This is a genomic window from Paenibacillus sp. BIC5C1, assembly GCF_032399705.1.
GTDB lineage: Bacteria > Bacillota > Bacilli > Paenibacillales > Paenibacillaceae > Paenibacillus > Paenibacillus taichungensis_A.
In genome coordinates this window covers 6557424-6583937 of sequence record NZ_CP135922.1, presented here as the reverse complement: position 1 = coordinate 6583937, position 26514 = coordinate 6557424, and the positions used below count along the sequence as shown (strand labels likewise).

Below are 26514 nucleotides of genomic sequence, written 5' to 3'. Positions count from 1 at the left end.
ACTCCGCGAAGAGTAGGCTTCTTTTAACTTTTATAAAAGGGGGCATACCTTTATTTCACCACATCAGAATGCTTCTTGCTCCAGCTGTTCACGCCATCATCTTCGATAATCGATATTGCCGCATCGGCGATGTCCGGATCTGTCATTAACTTTTCCTGGATACGGAACTTGATATCATCGGCATCGGCAAGGCTCAAGCCTTTGGTCAGTTCGATTAGACCCTCTACGTGGTAATAACGACCTTCCTGAACAATGCGCATCATCTGGATATCTGCAACATGAGAGTCTGCCAGAATGGTCTGGGATACTTTATCCTCAACATCCTGTGGAGCCGCTACACCAATCAGTCCGATCATATTGTCATAACCTACACGGAAAGCGACAGCGATCATCAGGCATCCAATAATGGTCGTCACGATTCCATCGAGCAATGCAAAATTGGTCAGTGCAATGACGACGACAGAGATCAGTGCGAGTGTCGCACCGAGTACCGCTACAATATCTTCGTAAAATACAAGGCGTGTTGGCGGTGCGGCGCGTCCTACATTTTTGATCGCAGCAGGGAACAGGGCGAGGCCTGATGCTTTGGGCGCGCGTGCTTCGTGTAGAATTTCTTTCATCGCTTTAATCAAAATGGCTCCATCGATCACAATGTTAAGCACCAGCACGCCGATGTTAATCCAGATACCACCGGAATGAGCAGCCGGATGCAGTAACAGATGAATCCCTTCATGTATCGTTTCATACGCCATGATGGTAACAACGATAACGGCAATCATACAGAAAATGTTGATGACCCGTCCGAATCCGGTCGGAAAGCGGCGTGTAGGTTTTTTCTCAGACAACACACTCCCGACAAAGACAAACCCTTGGTTGATGGCATCGGCCAAAGAGTGCATCGCCGAAGCGAACATGGCGCCACTGCCACTGAATAGAAAGGCTCCTCCTTTGCACAGTGCAAGTACGGCATTTCCTGCCATAGCTACGGCTGAGGATGTGTTCCCCTTTTTGACGAGAGACATTAAGCTCTCAGACTTTTGTTGTTCAGCCACTTCGAATGTTCCTCCCAGAAAGATGTGATAGGTGTAGAAAGAGTATTCCTTAATTACAGCTTGGTCATTTCCACTAAATGTTATTATAGCTTGCTTTACAACTCCCAGCATTATGCAAAAAAGGTCATATCACTACAAACACCCGTGCGAGCTCGCACGAGTGTCTGGTTATTTTTATATAAGGTGTTATATCAACGGATCAATCAAATTTCCAGCATGACAGGCTCAGGTTGCCATACTGATAGGCTTTGAACAGGAGTGATGCCTGCTTGTTCTGATCTCCCGCACCCATGGCGAGCAGCAATGGTACAAAATGCTCTGGCGTAGGCACGGCTGCTTGAGCTGATGGTGCCAGCTTGTCATAGGCGAAGAGGGACTCTGTATCCCAGCTCACCAGCTTGTCTTGCAGCCAGTTGTCAAACGCCATGGCCCAAGGATCAACGCCTGCGCTTTCCCAGTTTAACTGACGCAGGTTGTGTACCGTTCCTCCACTGCCAATCACAAGAACGTCCTGCTCACGCAATGTAGCCAGCGCTTGGCCTACCTGATATTGCTGTTCATTGGACAGATATCGATTCACGGATAATGCAACCACCGGAATATCCGCATTTGGATATAGCAGACGAAGGACGACCCACGCACCGTGGTCCAGGCCACGAACGGATTCACTTTCTACCGGAATACCAGCATTCGCGAACAGGCGCTGAATCTCCGCGGTTGTCTCTTCATGCCCTTGGGCAGGATATTTGATCTGATACAGCTCGGGCTGGAAGCCGCCAAAATCATAGATGGTCTCATAATTGGCTACTGAAGAAACCAACTGAGTTGTGGATTCCCAGTGAGCTGAGAACAATACGATCGCTTTGGGCTTCGGCAGTTCCTGTCCAAGTTTTTGCAGAAACTCAGTGTATGCATTTTCCTCCAGTGCGAGTGATGGTGCACCGTGAGCGATAAACAGGGATGGCATCATTATGAATTCAGTCCTTTCGGTTCTTCGGCAGTCAGCTTGGCATCCGTCCGAAGCCATTGTTGAAATTGTTGATATAAGTCGGGGGTGACTTGGTGTCCACCGTGATATCTAATGTACGTAACGTTATTGGTCTGTTCACGGAAAAAGCTGGCGTTATCTTCACCAAGCTGCAGCGGGAAGAGATGATCCTGATCACCATGCGAAATAAATACAGATAACTCCGAGTTGGGCTGTATGTTGTATTCGTCCTTCACAAATTGCGGAATGTAACCACTCATGGCCACAATTCCCTTGATTGCATCTCCCATGATTAGCGAGAGCGTCATCGCCATAATAGCTCCCTGACTGAACCCGGCGATGTAACGCCGTGCGGGATCAATGGCATATTGGGCGGACAGGTCAACCATTAGCTGTTGCAGTCCCTGAACAGAGGCGTCGAACAACTCACGGACGGGATTTCCAATGCTTTTTATTTGAAAATAGGCGTAGCCGCTACCCTGAACAATGGGCCCACGTACGGCGACGATAATAAAATCGGACTGAAGAGGCTCCAGTAAACGAAGCATATCCTGTTCATCTGAACCCATGCCATGCAGGGCAAAAATGACGGGGTATTGTTGTTCTGTATTGTAATTGGAAGGAAGCCGAACCTCGTAAGTCAATGAATAATTCAATGCAACCACCACCTGATATGAAATGAGTAATCAAAATAAAGTTCACTAATATGAAATTAATCTTCTTATTAATGAACAAAATTTATCATGATTCCATTGTAGGGTCAATATTTTTTTTGTATTATGAAAATATGTTCCGTATAAGAAATCTATAATGATCTATAACGATGTAGCAGGCGGATCGCCAAAGTAAACCACATATTACTCCCAAGAACGTGATCATTATGCTTAAAGGAACCGTGCCCATTTTGAGGATATTTGATGAAGACAAGGCGAAAGAGTTCTACCTGGAATATCTGGGTTTTCGATTGGATTGGGAACATCGGTTTGAGCCAGATCTGCCGCTATATATGCAGGTATCTCTGGATTCCATTCAATTACACCTATCAGAACATCATGGCGATTGTACGCCTGGAGCGGCTTTACGAATAGAAACGGATGCGCTCGATGCCTTATGCGAGGTGCTTAATCGGAAAAAGTACAAGCATTCGAGACCCGGCATTACCGACACGCCGTGGAATCTAAGGGAATTGACAGTGATTGATCCGTTTGGTAACCGAATTGTTCTTTATGAACCTAACGTGGGATAAGATTGTGTATTGAATATTCAAATCGGATATACAGAAGATCAAAGGAGGATGATTGCAGCATGGATATTGGTCTAGCCATTCGTACGATTCGCAAACAAAAACAGATCACCATCATGCAAATGTGCGAGGGTACGGGGCTATCCAAGGGGTTTATCAGCAACGTGGAAAATAATAAAACATCACCGTCCATCGCCACGCTCGAAAGTATCGCCGATTATCTGGAAGTGCCACTGCCATACTTGCTGCTGTCACCGGAGCAGCGGATGAATGTGGTGCGCAAGGATGAGCGCAAGGAGACGACTGCCGGAAGTGGGCAGATCAAAGTACAGCATCTAACGGCCAAGGGTGCCATGCGCATGTCCATTGTGGAGCTGCCAGCAGGTGCATCGACTGGAGTTAATAAACACGCCGGAGAAGAGAGTCATCTGGTTCTGCAAGGCCGAATTCGCGCAGAGCAGTGTGAGGATGTAGAGATTCTGGAGGCAGGGGATTCATTCAGCTGGAATGCCATCGTTCCCCACGAAGTAACCAATATTGGGGAGGAACCCGCGGTAGTACTGATCGCCGTGTCCAAGGAGCTGGATTTGGACCATTTGTGGAACGCATAAGCAGAGGATAGTGGAATGGAGAAGGAAAAGTAACGCTTCATTAATTATAAGGGTAGAGAATCCGCGTGATGAATCGTATTCGGACACGATGGCGGCGGCTGCTGAATATGTAAAAGGCCGCCTAGAGGTTTCTCTGGCGGCCGGATGGCGACGGAGTGCATCATTAGAAATGGTTGCTTCCGTCATGCATTGTTCTTTATAAATGGTCTGACTACTCCTGCTTACTGTGGATTAGTTGTCCAGATGCCTGCGGCTTTAACAAATACACGGTCCGACAGTTTGAGCGTCGCCAAAGCCAGTTCAGCTACGTCTTCCGCTTGCATCATGCGGTCTTCGTCTCCAATTTTGAGTCCAGCATTGGTTGCCAGCTCCGTGTTCACTGTACTTGGTGTTAACGCAGTAACCCGGATGTTGGATTTGCGCACTTCCTGCATCAGGGATTCGGTCATGCCGAGCAGCGCGAATTTGGAAGCGCAGTAAGCTGAGCCGGTAGCAAATCCACGCTCGCCTGCGGTGGAGGCGATGTTGATAATGCTGCCGCTGCTTTCCTTAATCATGCTTGGCAGTACAGCACGAGTTACGTAGTATGTACCCATCACATTAACATGCAGGATACGTTCCCACTCTTCCGGGTCCATGTCCAGCAGTGTGCCGAAGCTTGCAATGCCTGCATTGTTGATCAGAATGTCGACTGCACCAAGTTCCATCTCAATCGCAGCTACGGCTGCTTCAGCCTGAGTGCGATCGGAAATATCCGCAATGGCACTGGTTACTTTTACACCATATTCCTGGCTCAGCGACTGCTGGAGAGCCTCCAGATCGGAGGCCGTCCGAGCGATCAGTCCGAGATGTACACCTTCCTTGGCAAGTGCTTCAGCAATGGCACGGCCAATACCTTTACCGGCGCCAGTGATGACAGCCGTTTTATTTTTAAGTTCCATGTGGGTAACTCCTCCTTAGAATTGGACTAGCATTTAATTATACTATATTACCCACAGTTCGAATATTTGCTTCATCATGATTGTTTGATTTTGATACTGCCTGAAGTAGTGCGAGCTTTGATGACTTCGCGGCTTACCATGGGTGAATCAGGTATATTCACATCACCAGATGTGGCCTGTGCATCGTAAATGCCGTCAAAATCAGGTGCCGCCTGTATGGAAATATCTCCAGACTGTCCCGATACATCAATTGAACCGGAGACTTCTTGCTCGATCTTTACGCTGCCGGAAGTGAACTTAACATTTGCTGCACCGTTCAATTGTGTAATTTTGGTATCTCCCGACTGTACATTTCGGGTCACATCGCCATTAATGCCATTTAGCGTGAAACTGCCGGAAGTTTGTTTGACTTCCATATCTCCCGCAATTGCCGCGGCTTTGATGTCTCCTGAAGTCAGATCGAGTTGAATGGTTGGTACGGTAATGTCCTGAAGGTGAATGCTTCCAGACGTGTTGTTAAGGTCCAAGGTATTGGCATGCAGACCCTTCAGATCCAGATCACTGGAAGAAGAGACGATGTTAACTTCATCCAGCTGATGTCCTTCAGGGAGCGCAACCGTAATCGTTTGCTGCTGATTATTCCAATAAAGGGTGAAAAATTGCAAACGCAAACGCTCTTCCTGGTTTAGCGTAAAGGTTCCTTCCGTGATCGAGGCCTGTTCAAAACCTTTAATTACGGCTGGGTCCCACTTTCCGTCGACTTCAATGTAGCCATTGGAATCCGGACTGACAACAAACTCAATATCTGCGCTTAAGTTGGCATTCATCATGATATTGTGCAGCTCATCATTTTTAAATTCCCAACGTTTGGAGTAGGGTTCTCTTTTGTCTCCGAACTGAACTCCGTAAATGGAGGTTCCGAGCAAACCGATGCCGATACATAGTATGGCTAAAGCGATCCATTTTTTGGTGCTCATGATTAGACATCCCCTTTCATCGTCTTTTGATTCCATCTTATATACTGAAGAGTGATTGACTTAAAGGCTTTAAACACCGATTTTGTCGCAATGGCGAATAGAATGCCTACACCGAATACTCCAATCGACACGAACAATTCAGAATACTCGAAATGGCCGAGATATAAGAAATCCACAGCAGCAGCAACCGGGGCTAATACCAGCAGCGACAAACTGGCAATGGTTAGCCATACCGACCACAGAGTCAATCCTAGCGGAATGGCCAATATGATGTTTAGGAAAAAAAGTCCGATTGCCGTGAAGAAGTTGCGTGCAGCTCGATTTCCCTTCTTTTGCTGTGAACGCATTTCTTCGAATGTTGGCGCATAAAACGGATCAGATCCGGGCGTATGTGCATCATACCTGTCACCTAACGCTTCTTTGGCAATCTCGATCGGATGCCCCAATTCCCGTGCAATCTCTTCTTCCGGTCTTCCTTCTCTTAATCCCATCTCAAAATGCTGTTCATAATCAGCGAGCAATTCGGCCCGTTCCAGCGGGTCCATCGGTCTTAGATGAATCTCCATTGCCTGCATGAATTGTTGTCTATTCATTTGGGGTACCTTCCTCTATAAGATTTGCGACACTGCGCACAAAACTATTCCATTCATTCGTGAGAGTCTTCATATAATCACGGCCGGTATCAGACAGTTTGTAGTACTTACGTGGAGGGCCTTCACTGGATTCCTGCAGGTAAGTCGTACAATAGCCGTCATTGACCAATCTCCGCAAAAGGGGATACAGCGCACCTTCCGCCACCTCAATATGCTGGGATACAGCCTGAGCGAGTTCGTAGCCGTAACGATCCTGGCGGTTGATCAGCACGAGGACGCATAGTTCCAGCACCCCTTTTTTAAATTGAATATTAACATTCACTTGGGTTCCTCCTTGTTGCTCTATCCAATCACTAGTGTGTATTGTTCAGTAGTCGTGAGTTCATCATAGCATCCGGTACTGTTTAATGCAAGGTAGTGATTTTAAAATAGTTCCATATCACGATGTGCCGCTAAGTTGGACTAACTTCGTTTTCTCGCTAATTTATCTATAGATCAGCATACGCAAAACCCGAATCGGTTACTTCCGTCTGAAGACGGATTCCGATCCGGGTCTATGGGATGAAGGCTACAACGATGGGGTATCAGCTTAAGTTATTTATGTGCATCCAATACTGTAAGGTCTTTAACGGCAGGGCCTTCAATGACTTTTCCAGTGTAATTGAAGCGTGAGCCATGGCATGGGCAATCCCAGGAGCGTTCCCCAGCATTCCATTCCACTTCACATCCCAAATGGGTGCAGGTCGTATCCACGAGAAAAAGTTTGCCAGTCGGGTCCTTGTAGGCGCCGGCACGTTTGCCGTCATGGCGAACGACAGCCCCTTCATCGTTGCCGAGTTCTCCCGTGTTCTTGTGTATAATGCCAACTTTGCCAGAGATCAGTTCCGCGGCTACATTGACATTCTCTACAAGGAAGTTTTTCACACCTGGGTCTACCTTGAATCTTGCAGGATCGAATACAGCAGCGTAAGCGTTGTCGCGTCCGGTAATCCGGTCCGTAAGGATATGCCCAGCCATCGTTCCTGTGGTCATACCCCATTTGGCAAAGCCGGTAGCCACATAGACTCGTTCATGTCGTCCAGTAATTGGACCAATGTAAGGGACTTTATCGATGGAGATCAGATCCTGAGCTGACCAGCGGAAAGGGATGTTGCGAATGCCGAATGTATCGGCTGCATAACGCTCCAAATTTTCATAATGACCGACTGTGCAGATGCCCTGTCCGGTTTTGTGATTTTCCCCTCCAAAGAGGATGTGTTCCTTCCCTTTATGAATGACAGTACGCAGGGATCGATAGGGTTCATCGTCTGAGATATACATGCCACCGGTGAAAGGTTTCTGAGGTTCAACAACAACAGCGTAGGAACGTTCAGCGTGCAGCCGTGAAAAATAAAATCCGGGATCATAGACCGGAAAATGGGAGGCAACAACGACATGTTCGGCTGTAACGGATGGACCATTCTCATATGTCCGCACATGTAGCGAGGCATCCTCCTCTACATCGGTAACTGTTGTATGTTCGTAAATGCGTACACCTTGCTTGACTGCGGATTCCAGTAAGTAATGTAAGTAACTGAGCGGGTCAAAGCGAGCCTGTCCCGGCATCTTAATCCCTGCCCTGGACGGAACAGGGATGGGAAGGGGATCAACCCATTGACCAGGAATATTCAGCTTGCCATAGGCTGTCAGCTCAATCTCCAGCTTCTTGAGATTTTCCTCGGATTGAATGTAGACATAGGCATCTTCCTCAGCCCACTGGCAATCAATCTGTTTATCTTTTACCAGATCGCGCATCCACTTGGCAGCTGTTGCATTGCCTTCATAATACATGCGGGCCTGTTCTTCTCCAAAATGATGAAGCAATTCATCAAATATCACGCCATGCTGTGCCGATACCTTGGCTGTTGTGTGGCCTGTTGTGCCATCCAGCACTTTTCCTGCTTCAAGCACAACCACACGCATGCCCTTCTGGGCCAGCAAGTAGGCTGTTGTAATGCCTGCAATTCCTGCACCAATAATGGCTACATCGGCGGTTGTATCTTCTATCAGTTTCGGATATTCATTGAATGTGTTTGTTGCTCTCCACAGAGACTCCGGAATGGAAGGCATACCTGTGGGGGGCTGCTCATGTTCACTCACTCCATTTTCCTCCTTCAATATTCTTCTTAAGGACTATGCCTAGCTCAATAAGTACGTCAAATCTATACTCCTATCCATGATTACCATACTGTGCCAGAATAAAACGATTGTCCGCATACTTTCCTGAGGAAAGTTCACATTTTCCTGTGAGGCACCCCTGTTTTTTTTGCTAAACATGCTATATGATAGATTTATCGAAACCGTTTTAGTAAATGAAAAGAAGAGTTAACGATAGATCGTGAAGTGCTTGTTCTAAAAGGTTAAATCTTCGAATTGCGTGGTCAAATACATCAAGATTGCATCGTATTAATTTAGGGATTATGTATCCGCTATCATTCTAAATAAATCAATGAATTACCAAAGGAGATTCCATATCATGACCAACCAAACGAAATATCCTTTCCAGGATACAACGCTCGAACTAGATACACGTGTAAAGGACCTCGTCTCCCGTCTGTCGGAAGATGAGAAAATCGAATCGATGCTGCAATACCAACCCGCAGTAGAACGCCTAGGTATCGCAGCATACAAACATGGCACAGAAGCAGCCCATGGCCTAGCCTGGCTTGGCGAAGCGACTTCCTTCCCGCAGCCGGTAGGGCTAGCATGCACATGGGATGCGGATCTGATGAAAGAGATCGGCTCCGTGATCGGGGATGAGGCACGTGTATTTTACAAACGCAATCCGGCAGTAAACGGTCTGACGCTGTGGGCGCCTACGGTTGATATGGAGCGTGATCCACGTTGGGGTCGGAACGAAGAGGCTTATGGTGAAGACCCGGAACTGACTGCTGAGCTGACAACGGCCTTGGTTAAGGGAATTCAGGGCGACCATCCGAAGTATTACAAGGCGGTTGCCACGCTGAAGCATTTCCTTGCAAACAATAATGAAGTGGACCGTGGCAGTGGTTCATCGAGCATTGATCCGCGCAACATGCGTGAATATTATCTGAAGGCGTTCGAGAAACCGTTCAAAGAGGGCGGTGCACAGTCAATGATGACCGCGTACAACTCTATTAATGGTACACCGGCATTGCTGCATCCGTTTGTAAACGAGATTGTGAAGGGCGAATGGGGCATGGATGGCTTCATTGTCAGTGATGCAGGGGATGTCATGGGGATCAAGAACGATCATAAATACTATGATTCGCACACACCAGGTACAGTAGAGTCCGTCAAAGCTGGTATTGACAGTATTACCGATGATGCGGATCTGTCGAAGCAGGCGCTGCGTGAAGGATTAGAGCAAGGCATACTCACAATGGAAGACATTGATCTGGCGTTGTTCAATACGTTCCGTGTGCGTTTCCGTCTGGGTGAATTCGATCCAGCTGAGGGCAATCCATATGCTTCGATTGGTGAAGAAGCCATGATGACGGAGAAGGCGAAGGCCCTGTCATTGAGAGCAGCGAGAGAGCAAGTTGTACTGCTCAAAAATGATCAAGGCACGCTTCCACTGGATAAAACAAAATCCGGCAAAGTGGCTGTGATTGGTCAACTGGGCGGAACAGTCTATCGTGACTGGTATGCAGGCACCATGCCATATAGCGTATCCCCGCTTGAAGCGATCAGCGGCAAAGTAGGCGACGACAAGGTTGCATTCAAGGATGGCAATGACCGCATTACATTGACTTCAGTGGCAAGCGGCAAGGCTGTCGGATTGGCTGAAGATGAGAAATCATCCATCATTGCTTCGGGAAATGCAGAGACATTTACACTGAGTGACTGGGGCTTTGGCAGTTACACGCTGAAGGCAGACAGTAATGGGAAATACCTGACGACGGATGAAGAAACGGTTACGGCATCGGCGGATGAAGTATATGGCTGGTTTGTGAAGGAAGTATTCAATCTATTGCCACAACAGGACGGAAGCGTGGGGCTGAAGACTTGGAACGGAAAAACCGTAGCGGCACCCAATGGCGGAAACGATGCGTTTGCGGTAACCGAAGAGTTGAAATCTTTCGGTGTTACGGAAACATTCAAGAAGGATATTGTGGTGAATGGATTGGAGGAAGCTGTAGCGGCCGCGAAGGAAGCGGAGACGGCGGTTGTATTTGTCGGCAACAATCCACTTGTGAATGGTAAAGAAGAGATCGACCGCCCAAGTCTGGACCTGGCTGAATCCCAGCAGCGTCTGGTTGAAGCCGTTTATGCAGCGAATCCAAATACTGTTGTAGTTATCGTGGGAAGTTACCCGTTCACGTCCAACTGGGTGCAGGAGAACATTCCGGCTGTATTGTATACATCCCATGCGGGACAAGAGCTAGGGAATGCTGTCGCTGACGTATTGTATGGCGATTATGCGCCAGCAGGCCGCCTGAATATGACGTGGGTACAATCGGCAGATCAGCTGACCGATATCAGAGACTACGATATCATTCAATCCGGACGTACGTATCAGTACTTTGAAGGTGACGTACTATATCCATTCGGACATGGATTAACGTATGCATCGTTTAAATACAGTAATTTGGAGCTCAGTCCAGCTCAGGCTGGAGTCGAAGAGACCATTACTGTGCATGTGGACGTGACAAATACAGGAACGATCGCCAGTGATGAGGTTGTGCAGTTGTATGTGCGTGCCGGACAGTCCCGTGTGAAACGTCCGCTCAAAACGTTAAAAGGGTTCCGTCGTCTGCATATTGAAGCTGGAGCTACAGTAAAAGTCAGCTTTACATTGCCAGTTCAGGAACTGGCGATCTGGGATGTAACCCGTGATCGTTATGTGGTCGAAAGCGGCACCTACTCCATTATGGTGGGTAAATCTTCTGCCGATGTTCAGCTTGTTGCTGACCTGACAGTACAAGGGGAGACTATTCCTGCACGTAATCTGGGTGTGGCTACTCGGGCCGAGAATTATGATGCATACTTCGGTGTGGAGCTGGATGAGAGCAAAGAAGGCGGAACTTCTGTCCGTGTGATTGGTGAACAAGGCTGGATTGCCTTCAAGGATGCAGATCTGGGCAGCGGTGCAGCAGCGTTTGAAGCTCGTGTATCATCAGAGCAGGCAGATGCGGTATTGGAAGTTCGACTGGGCGCACCTGACGGTACACTGGCAGGACGCATGGAACTGACACAGGGCGAGGCCCAGCAGTGGTCCACGGTTAAGGCAGACCTGCAAGGTGTATCAGGTCAACAGGATGTATACCTCGTGTTGTCCGCAGGAGTACGTGTTAGCCATTTCGAGATTCATTAAGCCGGATAAAAAGACCTTGCGAGATAAACAAATAGGATGATGGTAAATGACAAAAGCCTCCGAAGAATTTCGGAGGCTTTTGTTTGCATTCACAAGCTTCGTTTAGATTGAGGAATCAGCGGTTACCCGTTCTCTTGCCGTACGAGCAGCATCCACCATGATGCTCAATGCATCTACGACTTCAGCTTTACCACGTGTTTTCAGCCCGCAGTCAGGGTTTACCCAGAACAGATCTGCTGGCAGCACTTGAAGTGCACGCTCAATCATATTCAACATCTCGTCCTTGCCTGGAACACGAGGACTGTGGATATCGTATACACCGAGTCCGATGCCTTTGTCATACGTATTCTGCTCGAAGCTGCCTACCAGTTCCCCATGGCTGCGGGATGTCTCGATCGAGATCACATCTGCATCCAGATCGCTGATGGCTTCAATAATATCATCGAACTCGCAGTAGCACATGTGGGTATGCACCTGTGTTGTTGGTTTTACGGTTGCAGTAGCCAAACGGAAGGATTCCACGGCCCATTGCAGGTACTCATCCCACTTGCTTCGTTTGAGTGGAAGTCCTTCACGCAGAGCTGGCTCATCGACCTGAATCATCTCAATGCCTGCTTGCTCCAGGGCTTCAACCTCGTCGCGAATGGCGCGAGCAATCTGGTAGGATACTTCACTGCGTGGAATATCCGAGCGGACAAAGGACCAGTTCAGGATTGTTACCGGACCTGTGAGCATGCCTTTCACCGGTTTGCTGGTCAGTGTCTGGGCATATGCCGTTTCTTTTACCGTCATCGGTTCATTGAACAGCACATCTCCGTAGATTACAGGTGGCTTCACGCATCGTGAGCCGTAGGATTGTACCCAGCCGTTTTTGGTGAAGGCGAATCCGGTCAGCTTTTCACCGAAAAACTCGACCATATCGGTACGTTCAAACTCACCGTGTACCAGCACATCCAGACCAATTTCCTCCTGGATGGTAATCCACTCCTGGATCTGTTCACGCACATAAGCGTCATATTGCTCCGCATTCCATTCCCCTTTACGGAAGAGTGCACGTGCTTTGCGCACGTCCGCCGTTTGCGGGAAGCTGCCAATGGTAGTTGTTGGCAGCAGCGGGAGCGACCATTTTTGCTGCTGCAATTCGCGTCGCTCCTGGAATGATGCGTTGCGAAGCAGCTGCTCATCAGCATGTACCCCTGCAGGCGCACCACTCAGGCGTGTCCGTGATTCGGACTCGCTCAGCAGGCGCACCGCTTCGGTGCTTGCCTGGGCGCGGCGGCTGGCTTCAGCCAAAGCCGCTTCCTGGTCCGCCTGCTTCGCACCGCCGGACAACAACGTGCCGAGCGTCGCAATTTCCTCCAGCTTCTCGTCGGCAAAGGCCAGGGCATTGCGCAGCACTGGATCAAGCGCGCTCTCCTGAGCGGCAGTCACCGGTACATGCAACAGGCTGCAGGAAGGCTGAATGATCAGCTTGCCTTCGGCTGCGAATTCAGCCACCTGCTCCAGCAGCTTCGCCGTCTCTGCGAGATCGGCGCGCCAGATGTTGCGCCCGTCGATGACACCGGCGCCCAACCATTTATCCTGCGGGAAGCCATGCTCCCGCAGGCTGGCCAGGTTGCCTTCATAGCCGTGGATCAGGTCCAGGCCGATTCCGGCAACAGGCAGTGATGTCACGACCGGATAAGCTTCCACCGATTCGAAGTACGTTTGAAGCAGCAGCTTCAATTCCGGTGCAGCTTGTGCCAAGGCAGCATACACCTGTTGCAGCAAGGCTTCATCTTCGGAAGAGACAGCCAGCGTCAGAGCAGGCTCGTCGATCTGTACCCACTGTACACCTTCTGCTTGAAGCTCAGACAGAAGCTGGCTATATACTGGAACGAGGCGTGTGACGATTTCTGCGAAGCGCTCTTCGTCATAGCCTTTGGCGAATCGTACATACGAGTACGGACCGACGACGACCGGTTTACCTTCCAGCCCAAGCTCCTGCTTCGCTTCGCGATAGGCGGCAAGGGGTTTATTTTCAAGCAATGCAAATGCAGTATCATTATGAATCTCAGGTACGATGTAGTGATAGTTGGTGTTAAGCCATTTGGTCATCTCACAGGCTGTTGCCTGATCGTTACCCCGGGCCATGGCGAAGTAGGTAGAAATGGATACTGGTCCGCCTGAATGGTTAAAACGCTCAGGAACGACGCCAAACATCGCGGATACGTCAAGAATATGATCATAGTAGGAGAAGTCGCCCACAGGAATCAGATCGAGCTGTTGTGCCTGTTGTTTCTTCAGATCTTGCAACCGAAGCGTGGTCAGCTCCTGATGAAGCGTGGATTCATCGATTCGGCCAGCCCAGAAGGACTCCAGTGCTTTTTTCCATTCGCGTCCCGCACCGATGCGGGGGTAACCGAGGTTGCCTGTCAGTACTTGTTGCTGTTGCTGTGATTGCGACATGTAAAATTCCTCCTCATTTATAATAAGTGCACTCATCAAGTTGAAGCTATTGTGGTGTGTTTCTTTTGAAAGCGTCAAAAAAAGGCATTCCTTCCGATTCCATACCCCGAGAAACAGGCATCATGAATGACGACTGTGCACAGAGATAGAATGGGAAAGAACACCTGCTATATGTAGTTGTAGCGGCTGCTCTAACACCTCCCTATCTTCCGTAGGTCATGCGATGCTGTCGAAACAGGCAGGTCTCCTGGCTTGCGGATCATGGTCTTGTACATGTCCTTCCCGGTGGATATACCAGTGGATTGTTTATGTACAGACTCCCCGTTTACAGTGGCGGGACCGCGACGGATTTACACCGTGCTTCCCTTTTAAGCCTGACCACGCATGTCGCGCGGTCGGCACCTGTTTCCGTGTGCAGAAATGTGCGTACACATCTCCGGCTATGAAATTGGTGACCAAGCATAGAATGATAGATTGTATAATGATGCAATCTTTGTATACTTGCTCGTATGCTACCAATCATAGACGATAACCTACGGGCTTGCAACATATATCATTAATCCGATCGGAAATAAAATTGACTGCTATGAAACCTTGGTATACTGACAGGTTTGACTCCTTAAAATGAACTAAATCATCGCCCATGCTGTGCCTGATTCCCCTCTAATAAAAAAATCGTTACCATGCATCTAACTGCATGGTAACGATTGTCTGGCTAGCCATGGTTGCACCCACATCGATGATGCGCTGATTACGACTGCCGCGAAAAGGAAGTGACACGTCACGCTCAGCTGCGATATAAGGACCATCAATAATGACGTCGCATAGCTGGGATAACTCCGCCCGTGACGGGTCTGTAATCAATTCTTCATACACAAACCCCGTGTAGGCCCACAAGGTCAGATCAGGTCGAGCAGCCCGAAGCTGCCGAACCCAGGATGCGCATTCTGCGGCAGAGAAAAAAGGATCACCTCCGCATAAAGTAACCCCTTCCAGCAAGGGATGCGAGGTCACTTCATGCAGAATCTGCTGCCGCCGCTCTATCGTAAATGGTTCGCCTGCACGGAAGCTCCATGAGCCGGGGCTAAAGCAGCCCGGACAAGCGTGACGGCATCCACTGATGAACAACACAGCACGCAGGCCTGGCCCCTCATTCACTGATTCCGGGATGTAACCATACAGATTCACCGGTGTTTCACCCGGTCTCTCACTTCGGCCTGCTTCGCGCCATTGAACCGCACTTTATAGTCACCGGTCAGATACCCCGTAACCCGGCGCAGCCGCTGGAAATGCACATGGTTTTCATGAGCCTCACATCCGGGGCATACATCTCCAATGACGCCCTCATAACCACAGGACGGACAACGGTCAATCGGATGATTAATGGAGAAATACCCGATGTCCTGGGCCAGCGCGTATTGAACGATTCGTTGGAAAGCGGCGGTATTGGCCCTTACATTCCCGTCGAGTTCGACATAAGAGATCGCTCCGGCATTACATAATGAGTGGAAGGGAGCTTCCAATTCAATCTTGCGATAGGCAGGAAGATTATAATAGACCGGAATGTGAAATGAATTAGTGTAGTATTCCCGGTCATTGACGCCCGCGATACTGCCGTATCGCTCACGATCAATCTTGGTGAATTTGCCGGATAGGCCCTCAGCGGGCGTAGCGAACAAGGTGATATTCAGATTATGCTGCTCACTCATCCGGTCACAGAAATCTCTCATCGTACGAATGATATTCAAGGCCTCTCGATGTACATGCAGGTCTTGTCCATGGTGACGGCCATATAGAGCAGTCATACATTCAGCAAGTCCGATAAAACCAAGGGATAACGTACCATGTTTTAACAGGAAAGCCACTGGTTCATTTGGAGCCAATCGTTCACCGCCTTCCCATACTCCTTCCCGCATCATGAAGTCCGATGCTTTGGCAGGCTGATTCGTCTGAATTCGATACCGATGCAGCAGTCCATCTGTAGCATTGTGCATGACGGATTCCAACGCCGTATAGAAGCCAGCACGGTCAGCGATGGCTCTTGTACCCTGGCAGATCCCATATCGAATGCCGAGCTTGACCAGATTGATGGTATTAAAGGAAAGGTTACCTTTGCCGCTCTGACGATTGCGTCCGAAGCGATCAGCCAGTGTGCGTGTACGGCATCCCATCGTCGCAATGATCGTGTCGGGATCTTCCGGTTGATAATAGGGCAGGTTGAAGGAAGCATCCACATTGACAAAATTCGGATACATGCGCCGTGAGGAGCAGGTCACAGCAAGCCGGAACAGATCGTAATTCGGATTCCCCTCAGATTGGTTAATTCCTTGCTTGCACTGGAATATATGTTGTGGGAACACGGGCGTTTCTCCGTTACCGAGTCCACGAATGGTCGCTTCCAGCAACGATCGGGACACGAGTCGACCTTCGGCTGAAGTACACAGCCCGTAGTTCAGCGATGTGAACGGAATCTGCCCTCCGGCACGGCTGCTCATGGTGTTCAGGTTATGGATCAGGGACTCCGCAGCCTGCCCGGTCTCCAGTTCCGTTTCTTCACAGGCAAAGGCAAAGGCTCGAGGACACTTCTCCTTTGCTTCATCGCTATCCAAATGCAGTTGCTCATCCTCAATTGAGGTGATTTCCCCAAACAGCCGTTGTCCCTTCCGGTAATGCTTACGGAACGAACGCTTCACATAAGGGGCGAGATCCCAGTCGATTTTATTGGCGGATACACCACCGTACTGACTGTTTTGCTGGGATTGAAAAATAATGGCCACCAGTGCCATGGCAGACATGATCGTCTGTGGTGTACGAACCGAACCATTGCCGGTATTGAATCCGGAGGACAGCAGTCGATCAAACGGAATAAAGATACAGTTTGTCGTTCCAAGTGCATACTGATCCAGATCGTGTACATACAGATCGCCGTTCTCCACAGCTAGCGCGAGCTCCTTAGGCAGCACATGACGCAGAGCATGCCACTTGGCGGTCTCCGAACCGAGCCTGCTCATCTTGCCGCTGAATGAGTCTCCGTTCAGATTGGCATTCTCCCTCAGCGTATCGGCGTCTTCAGCACCTATAATTCGTCTTCCCAGGTCAGATAGCAGATCGGATGCCGGTGGAGAGGCATACTCAAGCATGTTCATATCAGTTCCTCCTAAATAATGAAATTGAAAATGTATGGGATAATGTCCATTCATTGAACACTACATGTAGAGTTTCTTTATCCATTTATACACTGTATATTGTTATTTGGGTGTGATAAGAATCACATGTGAGAGGTTGATCAACGGCCATGATTTATAGCCCTGAATGATAAAGGTTTTCAAAGCTGGAGGGTAAGCGTATAATTTCTATTTACCGTGCAAGTTCAGTTGACGATGCTTGAAAAAAGGATAAAAAACTTCATATATGAATAGTTTGTGACAGCCTGTTTCGGAACATTTGAACCCTCGTTAATCGTTTGAATCATACTGTGGAATACGGATTTGAAATGCAGCTAAGACAAGAGGGGTGAGTCATGGGAACGGTAAGTATTACAAGGGGCTTCTATGAAAATATACAGGAAGCCGCATCCCATATCGTAGACGTATTAAGCGGAATATTAAAGGTGAACACCATCTTCGTTGCCACGAATGATGGCGTGACCAATGTTATTATGGAAGCTTTTAACCGCGAAGAAGAGTTGATCGCCAAAGGTAGTGAACTTCCATTTGAAGCTTCTTATTGCAGCCTGGTATTAAGAGATAAGGGCAGCAGTCTGATTATCACGGATACTTGTGAACATCCTCTTACGAGATCAATGGACGTAACAAGCGGGCTGGGCAATCGTTTCTTTGTAGGGATTCCCATCATGCGGAGATCCGGGGAAACGTTCGGTACGATCTGTCTGATGGATGATCCTGATTATGTGATCAGTGAAACGGATATGAAAACATTGCAAGCCATGGCCGTTTTTCTCGGGTATGTGGTGGATCTGGAAGATACGCTTCAAGTTCAGGAACAGAAGCTGAGCGATTCGGAGCAATTACAGGAGCAATTGCAGGCAGAGAAGGAACGTGCGGAGTCTGAGGCGATGACCAAGACGCAGATGCTGTCGCTGATGAGCCACGAGATTCGTAATCCCCTGAACGGCATTCTGGGATTAACTGACCTGATGCGTACACCGGATATGTCGGACGAGCAGACAGAATATGTGAATATGATTGAAACCAGCGGTAACATTTTGCTCTCCCTGTTGAATAACATGATGAGTTTTAACGTCAATGACGCAGGCAAAACGGTCGTACACGATGATCCATTTGATCTGGTGGCCACGATTGAGAATACCGTTTATCTCTACGCGGGACTTGCGCTAAGCAAGAACATTGAACTGGGACTGAACCTTGATCTGAATGTGTCCCAGGTTTTCGTTGGGGACGAAATCAAGATTGGGCAGCTATTGTCCCATGTCATTCAATATGCCCTAGATTCAACACGGGCAGGTTCCGTATTGGTTACGGCAACCGTAGCTGGTGGAGATGCAGAGGAAGCGGGTACACTTCAACTCTACGTTAAGTACACTGGACGCATGTTGTCTTCTGATAATAAGCTTAGATCATATGACAATTTGGACGGAAATATCAGTACACAAAAGCTGGTTGGAACCAATCTCGGTTTGGCGGTCAGCCAAAACCTTGCCATCCTTATGAACGGCCGTATTCAGGTGCATGGCATAGGAGACAAGGAGACAGAATTTGAGATCTGCCTGCCGCTCCGCAGACATTGGGAACTGCCTCAGCTTGCCAATATTCAGCATCGACTGAAGGGCAAAAAGGTGTTGCTTGCCAAGGACCCTGACATTCTGCAAGGGGCTTCTTCCCTGATGCGCAGATGGGAGATGGATGTGCATATGACCTCGGTTACGACCGAAGCGTACGACTGGATTCAGAAGGGCTTTACGCCTGATGTGGCCGTTGTGGATATGGGACTGCTGGAGGGCGGTGCTGTGGATTTTGTACACAAGCTGAAGCGCCTGGTTACAGATTCACCGGTCATCGTTTTGATTCCGTATGGCATGCATATCGATCCACATGAAGCGGAAGTCTTCGATGCGGTCCTGACTAAGCCGGTGAAGCAGGCCGATTTGTTGAATGCGTTAAGCATCATTGTGCATTAAGAATATGAGATAATACATTAAACTAGGCGCACCTGTAACGGGTGCGCTTTATGTTGTTATTTTGAAGGAAGAGGAAGCTCGAACCAACAGTTCTGAGTCTACTTTAAATACACGTTTATCCTGAAACTCATTCGTATTCATTGTGTCAATCATCTTCTCCATAAGAATGGCCCCCATCGTGTACTTGGGCTGGTTCACCGAACTTAGTGTAGGATGGATGTATTTGCTGATTCGATTGTTGTCTACACCTACGATTGCCAATTGCTCGGGGATGCGTATTCCGTATTCCGTACATGCCTTGTATACACCTAGCGCCATTTCATCATTAGCTGCATATACAGCGGTGAAGGACAGGCCTTTGTTAAACAGTCTTTTGATGGCTTCGTAGCCGCCTTCTTCATTGAAGTTTCCATTCTCGATCAGTTCGGGGCGGAATGGAATCTGATGATTGCGCAGGGCCTTCAAGTAGCCTTCTAGTCGTTCATAGCTGTCGATTGCTTCAGGATAACCGTTTAAGAAAACAATATTTCGATGTCCGGCCTCAACGAGATGCTGAACCACTTCCTGGGAGAATTTCACGTTATCTGTATATATACACGGGATCTGATCATGTTCGATGTATTTGCCGACGATGCCAATGCGATACCCCTTATCCGCAAGTTGGAATAATTCCTCATCTGCCAGCATGGGCGTGATAATGATGACACCGTCAATGGTCCGATCCAGCAGCAAATTGAGATAATCGACTTCTCGCTCTTTCAGGTTATGAGCATCACATATAATGACCTTGTAATGGCGGGCGTAGGCGATGTTCTCAATGCCTTTAATAATTTCGGCATAATAGGAGTTGTTAATATCCGGAACGATGACACCAATCGTCATGGTTCTCTGTGAACGAAGATTCTTGGCTGCTGCGTTGGGGTGATATCCCAATTGCTCAATGGCGCGCATCACCTTATCTTTGGTTTTGGTGCTTACTTTGCTGTGCTGATTAATGACCCGCGAAACGGTTGCCGGGGACACACCTGCAATGGCAGCTACATCAATGATTTTGACATCCATATTCTTCACAACTCCAAATAAGTGATTGACAATTAATTCAAATTCATTATAATTCCAATTGAAAACGATTACAAGTTATAACCGATTGAAACAATAATTGGGGATAGTGGAGAGATAAAGGGTTTAATATTTAATGAAATGTAATCGATTTCACCACCCCTTCAATTGTGATAAATAGCGGACACCCATGGATCTCACCCCACGTATACCCGCTGTTTATATAGCATTACCGTTACCTGTCGTGAGTGCTGCATCCTGGTTCAGTCATACCTCAAGATATGACCATTTAAGGGAGGCGTCAACATGTTGAAGAAGAGCACTATCATGCTGTTGTGCAGTTGTCTGCTGCTGGGACTGCTGGCTTCGGCAGTAGGTTCACCGAAGGCAAGTGCGGCTTTTGGATCAGGGGATTTTCTGAAGGCTAATGGGACGGTTGTCCGCAATAATTCAGGTGCAGGCAATGTGGTAAATCTGCGTGGAACAAATTTGGGTGGCTGGCTGCTGCAGGAAGAATGGATGACGCCCTCCGGGGCGGTAGATGAATACACGCTGCGTCGCACATTGACGAATCGTTTTGGTGAATCGGGTGCACAAAGCCTGATCAATGGATATCAGGACAACTGGATTCAGGCTGGTGATCTGGATAACATCAAGAACTGGGGTATGAACGTTGTACGTGTGCCGATCTATTGGGAGGATTTTATGAACACCAGCGGTGTCATGAAGCCTGATTCGGTAACGTTCCGCAAACTGGATTGGCTAATTGATGAAGCGGGCAAACGGAACCTGTATGTCATTCTCGATCTGCACGGTGCACCTGGGGCAGCTTGTCCATGGCATTCCTGCGGTCAGGAGAATTCCAACCAACTGTGGACCAATTCTACATACCAGAACTGGACTATTCAGATCTGGGAACGGATGGCAACACGTTACAAAGGAAATCCAACCGTTGCCGCGTACGATTTGCTCAATGAACCTCTTGTGACCATGGGAACGGGTGAAAATGCTGCTCAAATCAAGCAAAAGATGGATTTCTATGACCGGATGTACAAAGCCGTCCGTGCCAAGGATGCCGATCACATGATCATTATCGCGGCATTCTTCGACTGGTGGGCAGCTTCTCCACCAACGACTTATGGCTGGACGAATGTGATGTATCAAACGCACCATTATCAATTCACGGATTACAACAACTGGGATCTGACCAATTCGGAGATGGATCGCTGGTTGAAGGATATGGCGTCCTATCAGAAGAATTGGAACGTACCGGTGTTAGCGGGCGAGTTCTCGTTTGGTCAGGATGATCTGACCGAGAAGTGGCTATCCGGTCTGAATGCACTGAATGCTTCGTGGACGAACTGGAGTTATAAGGTCAAAGGGGGAGGGACTTGGGGTTATTATAACAACAATAACAACCCGGCACCGAACCTGAATACCGACAGCGCGGCAACAATTGCTTCCAAATGGAGCAAGTTCACAACCGCGAACTTTGCCTCTAATACTTCGTTCCAGAATGTGATCAAGAAACATACGGGAACGGCTCCTTTTACAGAAACATGGTCCAGCCTGAAAGCCAACGCTAATGGCACTTTTGTCAGCGCAGAGAATGGTGGTGCAGATCCGCTGGTAGCCAATCGGGATACTGCAGGACATTGGGAAAGGTTCAAAATCATCCAAAATTCGGATGGGACGGTATCCTTGCTATCGATGAGCAACATCAAATATGTGCAAGCTGATCTGAATAATGGCGGGCGTTTGATTGCCTCGGCCACATATCCTTCGACATGGGAGAAGTTTACCCGTGAAAATCTGGGTGGTGGACTGGTTGCCTTCAAATCCGTGGCGAACGGTAAATATGTCAGTGCGGATCTGAATAACGGAGGCGTTCTGTATGCCAATCGTAACGCTGTGGGAGGAGCATGGGAACAATTTATCGTAACAGCTAACTAAGACAAACTAGCAACTAGCGATCCTTTATTAGAATGTGGTGACTAGATAATTTGACGCGTATCGTGGCTCCGCTTATTTAGCGGAGCTTTTCATATGCTTTCCGATCTATTTGCCAAATTCTTATCCAAAGCCCTTTTAATCCGAGCCGAATACGTTACAATAGAAAGGGAACTTCATCATTAATCAGTTTAGAGGAGGATGTGCATTCAATGGAATACCGTAGATTAGGTGGAAGCGGACTGAAAGTAAGCGAGATTAGCCTGGGTAGCTGGCTGACATACGGAGGATATGTGGAACGTGAAAACGCGGTGAAATCAATTGAAGCCGCATTCGATGAAGGCATCAACTTTTTCGATACAGCCAATGTGTACGAACGGGGTGCAGCAGAAGAACTGCTGGGGCAGACATTGAAAGCGTATTCCCGCGATTCCTATGTCCTTGCAACTAAGGTTTTTGGCAAAATGGGTGACGGTCCAAATGACCAAGGGTTATCCCGTAAACATATTAAGGAACAATGCGAAGCCAGCTTGCAACGGCTGGGCGTTGATTATGTAGACATATATTATTGCCATCGCTATCATACCGAAACACCGATTGAAGAGACTCTGCGAGCACTTGATGATCTGGTGCGTCAAGGTAAGGTGCTCTACGTAGGTGTTAGTCAATGGACCGCGGCACAGATGGAAGCTGCACTGGGTACCGCTGATCGCCTGTTGCTGGATCATATTGTGGTGAACCAGCCAGTGTACAACATGTTTGACCGCTATATCGAAAGTGAAATCATCCCGTTGGGTGAGCGCAAAGGAATTGGACAAGTTGTTTACTCCCCACTGGCCCAAGGATTGTTAACCGGGAAATACACCTCGGTGTCCGATATTCCCGAGAACAGCCGGGCAGCGAAGCTGGGATGGGATGAAGGGAAGATTAACGCTGATCGGATCGGCAAGGTTCGCCAGTTAATTGAAGTGGCAGACAAGCTGGACCTGAAGGTCGGCCAATTGGCTCTGGCGTGGATTCTGCGCCAGAATAACGTGTCCAGTGCACTTGTAGGAGCAAGCCGCCCTGAGCAGGTGAAAGAGAACGCTGCCGCTTCCGGTGTGAAGTTGGATGCTGCCATCGTTGAAGAAATCGAACAAATCTTAGCTTAAGGCATAATCAACCTCAAAGGTTGCTTTTGTACCCATAAGCGAGTTGATTCGAATGATGCAAAATGGTGAGATCAGAAAGGGATGTCCTGGCTAGCCTGATAGGCTATGGGGACATCCCTTTTTTTGGTTTTTATATTAGAATGGGCTTTGGCCGCCAGAGAGCGACCTTGAACGCAGTGGAATGGCACAGACCCGGTTCCGGCCTGTATTCTTGGCTTCATATAATGCACGGTCTGCCTGTTCAAAGAAATCGTTATCATCCCGGTGGTCGCAGTGATCTGGAAAAACAGCGACCCCGATAGAGATAGTCAGCCGGATCGTATTGCCATCAGGTAGGGCGAAATGGTACTTCTCGACCGATTGTCTGATGGACTCGGCAATGGCCATGGCTTGGTGGTGACCACAATCGAGCAATAGTATAGCAAATTCCTCTCCTCCGTTCCGAGAGACGATATCCGTTGAGCGGGCATGCTCAATGAGCAATTGTCCGAGTTGTTTCAGGACCGCATCACCTGAAGTATGACCGAAGGTGTCATTTACTTTTTTGAACCGATCGATGTCGATGACCAATAGCGATAGTTTTTGCTTGTGCTCACGTGCCCGTTCCAGTTCAAACTCAAGTGATTTCTCAAATTGTCTGCGATTACTGAGGTTGGTAAGGTGGTCGGTGGTCGCTTTTCGTTCGAGCAGGAACAACATCTCATTCGATTTATTAATGAATTCTGCGATGAAATAAATAAAGATTCCACCGACAAAAGAAATGGTCATCTGTAAAGGATACACTTTCAATAATGAGTTCATGCTGGTTGTATTCAGCATCAGGATCACAAAGATCAGGGTCATACCCAGCAGGTTCATGGTAATAATCTTGGTTAATCGGGACCAGGGAGCATAGGCAAAATATACACCGGACAGTCCGATGATCGTCATGACAAATGCTGCATCGATGGCAGCGGATGACATTCCAAACATGACAATACGCAGGATGGAAATGACAAGTCCAGAGATGACCGAAGCCAGTCCTCCTAAATATACGGCTGCTGTGACAATAGCCAAATGACGTAAATCTACAATGGTAGTTTCATTTAAAGGAAAGGAATAGTTCATCAGTACCGTTCCATAGATTCCGAACAGCAGACCACCGATCATCTGAACACGCATCGAGGGAAAGGGCACGCGGATACGATAGAATTTGGCTATGATTCCGGACACATACATGAACGTGATCATGACACAGAGATTGACGAAAAACGTGCTTAGCAACAAGCATCCCTCCTTTAGCGCACATTACTATATTTTAGCTGAAAAGCAGTATAGTAGCGAACCATATTATCCCAAGTGGGGGTTATGTCCGCGTAGAAGATGGTTCGCCTATCACTAATCATGAATAAAATAGTCGGATATTGACTTCATTATACAATGAGATTTATACTTAATCTAAGTCAAAATTGATTTTGATGTATCAGGGAATCATAGCAATCAGTAGATTGCTGTGTCATCTTATATACTACTGAATGGGTTAATAAAGGAGAATTGCTGGTGAGAACTCTAAATCTGACGATACAGCGTCAAGCCGTTTACGATGTAGTCCGTCATTCCGAAGACCATCCAACGGCAGCAGAAGTGATGAACCGTCTGGTGGAGCAAGGTTATAATTTGGCTTATGGTACGGTATATAATTCACTCCGATATTTAACAGATAAAGAATTGATTCGAGAGCTCAAGTTAGGTGAGACAGCCAGTCGTTATGATGCCCGCATGGATGATCACCAACATATTATGTGTGAAGTATGCGGCAAGGTGGATGAAGTCATGACGGAGGTTCCTCCGCAATGGATGAAGCAAGTCGCGGAGGAAACCGGGTATGCGATTGATCACGCTCATGTGGTCTTTGGAGGTGTCTGCGCGGAATGCAGAAACAAACGGGTCAAGTAAAAATCAACCTGTCCGGTCGTCGTTTGCCGCTCCGGGTCAAACCTGCCCTTGCGGATTCAACTCCCCTTGTGGATAATTGCCCGGTCACGAGACGGGTCATTCTGATCAGTCCGATGCCCGGGCAGGTACATGAACTGGTCAAGGCCTTGACGGACAGCTGCTTCGATGTGCTGGTGTTCCACCGCTGGGAGCCTGATTTGCATGAACGGCTTGTATTTGATCTGTTGATCTATGACCTGTCTGTTGCTGGAACTATTGATGCTTTTGCGGGAATCAGCAGCCGATTGAATCGGGAAGCGGAACATGCAACACCCTGCCTGTATCTGGTGGGAGAGAAGATGATTGGCAGTGCCAGTGGCCCGATGCTTCAGGAGGAATTACTGGTCTGGCCGGCCCGTCCGCAGGAAGCGTTGTATCGTGTGCAACGCATGATCGGCAATAGTCCTGCAGCTCCGAAACGCGGATTTCTGCCTCAGGAAGGTCAACGTATCGGCTTCAAGGATCTTTGGTTGGATCGTGAGCGGATGAGCGTGCATCGCAATAAAGACCGTATTCATTTGACCAAGACAGAGTATGATCTGCTGCTGAAGCTGATTGATGCCAAAGGTGCAGTAATTTCCCGTGAGGAGATGCTCAGCGATATTTGGGAGACTGATTTTACGGGTGGAAGCAATGTGGTGGATGTTCATATCAAAAGTTTGCGCAAAAAACTTGGCGATAACGCGGCTTCGCCTCAATATATAGTAACGGTAAGAGGAGTGGGCTACCGCCTGGCGGATTAGTCCGCTTTTTTTTGTGTGTGAACATATAATGCTGTTCATGTCACTCGTATGCGGGTATATCCACTAGATAGAGTAGATCAAGCCAATCGGAATGGCTCAATGCTCATCTTACTCCAAGTTGATGTTCATATTTCATTCATGAAATGAGCAAGAAACTCATCTTAATCTCATACGAACCTCATGCAAGGGGCGAGTGGGACATGTTAGAATCAATTTAACAGTTAGATCAAGTCTAAATGTATATTTAAACCGATGGTGAATATGATTTTAATAGAGTATATACAGCAGGCA

21 protein-coding genes and 1 riboswitch are annotated in these 26514 nt (G+C 48.1%); of the genes, 8 read left to right on the top strand and 13 right to left on the bottom strand.

All coding sequences use genetic code 11. The features are described from left to right. Window positions 1–50: 50 nt before the first annotated feature. The 3 genes from RS891_RS29490 to RS891_RS29480 all read right to left on the bottom strand — a co-directional run bounded on the left by RS891_RS29490 (window position 51) and on the right by RS891_RS29480 (window position 2696). Complete coding sequence (locus tag RS891_RS29490; RefSeq protein ID WP_315793890.1) at window positions 51–1052, bottom strand: cation diffusion facilitator family transporter; 1002 nt, start codon at window positions 1050–1052, stop codon at window positions 51–53. A 199-nt stretch (window positions 1053–1251) separates the two neighbouring features. Further along, a complete protein-coding gene (locus RS891_RS29485; RefSeq protein WP_315793889.1) occupies window positions 1252–2022 on the bottom strand; it encodes a DODA-type extradiol aromatic ring-opening family dioxygenase in 771 nt (256 codons plus the stop codon). Then, entirely contained in the window at window positions 2022–2696 is a 675-nt protein-coding gene (locus tag RS891_RS29480) for an alpha/beta hydrolase (RefSeq protein WP_315793888.1), read from the bottom strand. Before RS891_RS29480 ends, RS891_RS29485 begins: the two co-directional genes overlap by 1 nt. Window positions 2697–2920: 224 nt before the next feature. Here RS891_RS29480 and RS891_RS29475 point away from each other — a divergent pair, with 224 nt between their 5' ends. Together RS891_RS29475 and RS891_RS29470 are read left to right on the top strand one after the other, a co-directional pair. Next, entirely contained in the window at window positions 2921–3286 is a 366-nt protein-coding gene (locus tag RS891_RS29475; protein ID WP_315793887.1) for a glyoxalase superfamily protein, read from the top strand. A 59-nt stretch (window positions 3287–3345) separates the two neighbouring features. Next, window positions 3346–3894 carry a helix-turn-helix domain-containing protein gene (locus RS891_RS29470; RefSeq protein WP_064641803.1) on the top strand — a complete coding sequence of 183 codons (549 nt, stop codon included), beginning with the start codon at window positions 3346–3348 and terminating at the stop codon, window positions 3892–3894. Between the two features lie 221 nt (window positions 3895–4115). On the opposite strand, the gene RS891_RS29465 is transcribed toward RS891_RS29470, so the two are convergent. The 5 genes from RS891_RS29465 to RS891_RS29445 form a co-directional block, all read right to left on the bottom strand. Further along, window positions 4116–4835, bottom strand: a complete 720-nt coding sequence (locus tag RS891_RS29465; RefSeq protein WP_064641804.1) for a 3-ketoacyl-ACP reductase — start codon at window positions 4833–4835, stop codon at window positions 4116–4118. A 74-nt stretch (window positions 4836–4909) separates the two neighbouring features. After that, a complete protein-coding gene (locus RS891_RS29460) occupies window positions 4910–5812 on the bottom strand; it encodes a DUF4097 family beta strand repeat-containing protein (protein WP_315793886.1) in 903 nt (300 codons plus the stop codon). Window positions 5813–5814: 2 nt separating this feature from the next. After that, window positions 5815–6405, bottom strand: coding sequence for an HAAS signaling domain-containing protein (locus RS891_RS29455; protein ID WP_113052998.1), 591 nt, complete (start codon window positions 6403–6405; stop codon window positions 5815–5817). Beyond that, entirely contained in the window at window positions 6398–6727 is a 330-nt protein-coding gene (locus RS891_RS29450) for a PadR family transcriptional regulator (RefSeq protein WP_113052997.1), read from the bottom strand. Before RS891_RS29450 ends, RS891_RS29455 begins: the two co-directional genes overlap by 8 nt. A 272-nt stretch (window positions 6728–6999) precedes the next feature. Beyond that, on the bottom strand, window positions 7000–8514 hold the full coding sequence (locus tag RS891_RS29445; RefSeq protein WP_315796483.1) for an FAD-dependent oxidoreductase: 1515 nt from the start codon (window positions 8512–8514) through the stop codon (window positions 7000–7002). Window positions 8515–8920: 406 nt separating this feature from the next. Here RS891_RS29445 and RS891_RS29440 point away from each other — a divergent pair, with 406 nt between their 5' ends. Next, window positions 8921–11740, top strand: coding sequence for a glycoside hydrolase family 3 C-terminal domain-containing protein (locus RS891_RS29440; RefSeq protein ID WP_315793885.1), 2820 nt, complete (start codon window positions 8921–8923; stop codon window positions 11738–11740). Window positions 11741–11842: 102 nt separating this feature from the next. On the opposite strand, the gene metE is transcribed toward RS891_RS29440, so the two are convergent. The 3 genes from metE to RS891_RS29425 form a co-directional block, all read right to left on the bottom strand. Further along, complete coding sequence (metE, locus tag RS891_RS29435; RefSeq protein WP_315793884.1) at window positions 11843–14188, bottom strand: 5-methyltetrahydropteroyltriglutamate--homocysteine S-methyltransferase; 2346 nt, start codon at window positions 14186–14188, stop codon at window positions 11843–11845. Window positions 14189–14408: 220 nt separating this feature from the next. Further along, window positions 14409–14609, bottom strand: a riboswitch (cobalamin riboswitch). A 257-nt stretch (window positions 14610–14866) separates the two neighbouring features. After that, the gene (nrdG, locus tag RS891_RS29430; RefSeq protein ID WP_315793883.1) at window positions 14867–15376 is read right to left on the bottom strand and encodes an anaerobic ribonucleoside-triphosphate reductase activating protein; all 510 of its coding nucleotides are present in this window, start codon (window positions 15374–15376) and stop codon (window positions 14867–14869) included. Then, window positions 15373–17334 carry an anaerobic ribonucleoside triphosphate reductase gene (locus RS891_RS29425; protein ID WP_315793882.1) on the bottom strand — a complete coding sequence of 654 codons (1962 nt, stop codon included), beginning with the start codon at window positions 17332–17334 and terminating at the stop codon, window positions 15373–15375. The genes nrdG and RS891_RS29425 overlap by 4 nt, the downstream gene beginning before the upstream one ends. A gap of 374 nt (window positions 17335–17708) precedes the next feature. Here RS891_RS29425 and RS891_RS29420 point away from each other — a divergent pair, with 374 nt between their 5' ends. Continuing rightward, window positions 17709–19346 (top strand): hybrid sensor histidine kinase/response regulator, encoded by a 1638-nt coding sequence (locus tag RS891_RS29420; RefSeq protein ID WP_315793881.1) that lies wholly within the window; start codon window positions 17709–17711, stop codon window positions 19344–19346. 48 nt (window positions 19347–19394) lie between these two features. On the opposite strand, the gene RS891_RS29415 is transcribed toward RS891_RS29420, so the two are convergent. Beyond that, the gene (locus RS891_RS29415) at window positions 19395–20408 is read right to left on the bottom strand and encodes a LacI family DNA-binding transcriptional regulator (protein WP_113052991.1); all 1014 of its coding nucleotides are present in this window, start codon (window positions 20406–20408) and stop codon (window positions 19395–19397) included. A 303-nt stretch (window positions 20409–20711) separates the two neighbouring features. Here RS891_RS29415 and RS891_RS29410 point away from each other — a divergent pair, with 303 nt between their 5' ends. Together RS891_RS29410 and RS891_RS29405 are read left to right on the top strand one after the other, a co-directional pair. After that, the gene (locus RS891_RS29410; RefSeq protein ID WP_315793880.1) at window positions 20712–22358 is read left to right on the top strand and encodes a cellulase family glycosylhydrolase; all 1647 of its coding nucleotides are present in this window, start codon (window positions 20712–20714) and stop codon (window positions 22356–22358) included. Window positions 22359–22567: 209 nt separating this feature from the next. Beyond that, window positions 22568–23506 carry an aldo/keto reductase family protein gene (locus RS891_RS29405; protein WP_063567219.1) on the top strand — a complete coding sequence of 313 codons (939 nt, stop codon included), beginning with the start codon at window positions 22568–22570 and terminating at the stop codon, window positions 23504–23506. Between the two features lie 135 nt (window positions 23507–23641). Here the strand turns inward: RS891_RS29405 and RS891_RS29400 are convergent, their stop codons facing one another. Next, a complete protein-coding gene (locus RS891_RS29400; RefSeq protein WP_113052989.1) occupies window positions 23642–24769 on the bottom strand; it encodes a GGDEF domain-containing protein in 1128 nt (375 codons plus the stop codon). A gap of 276 nt (window positions 24770–25045) precedes the next feature. Here RS891_RS29400 and RS891_RS29395 point away from each other — a divergent pair, with 276 nt between their 5' ends. Both RS891_RS29395 and RS891_RS29390 read left to right on the top strand, forming a co-directional pair. Next, on the top strand, window positions 25046–25441 hold the full coding sequence (locus RS891_RS29395) for a Fur family transcriptional regulator (RefSeq protein WP_063567221.1): 396 nt from the start codon (window positions 25046–25048) through the stop codon (window positions 25439–25441). Next, the gene (locus RS891_RS29390; protein WP_315793879.1) at window positions 25417–26223 is read left to right on the top strand and encodes a winged helix-turn-helix domain-containing protein; all 807 of its coding nucleotides are present in this window, start codon (window positions 25417–25419) and stop codon (window positions 26221–26223) included. The genes RS891_RS29395 and RS891_RS29390 overlap by 25 nt, the downstream gene beginning before the upstream one ends. Window positions 26224–26514 lie beyond the last annotated feature (291 nt).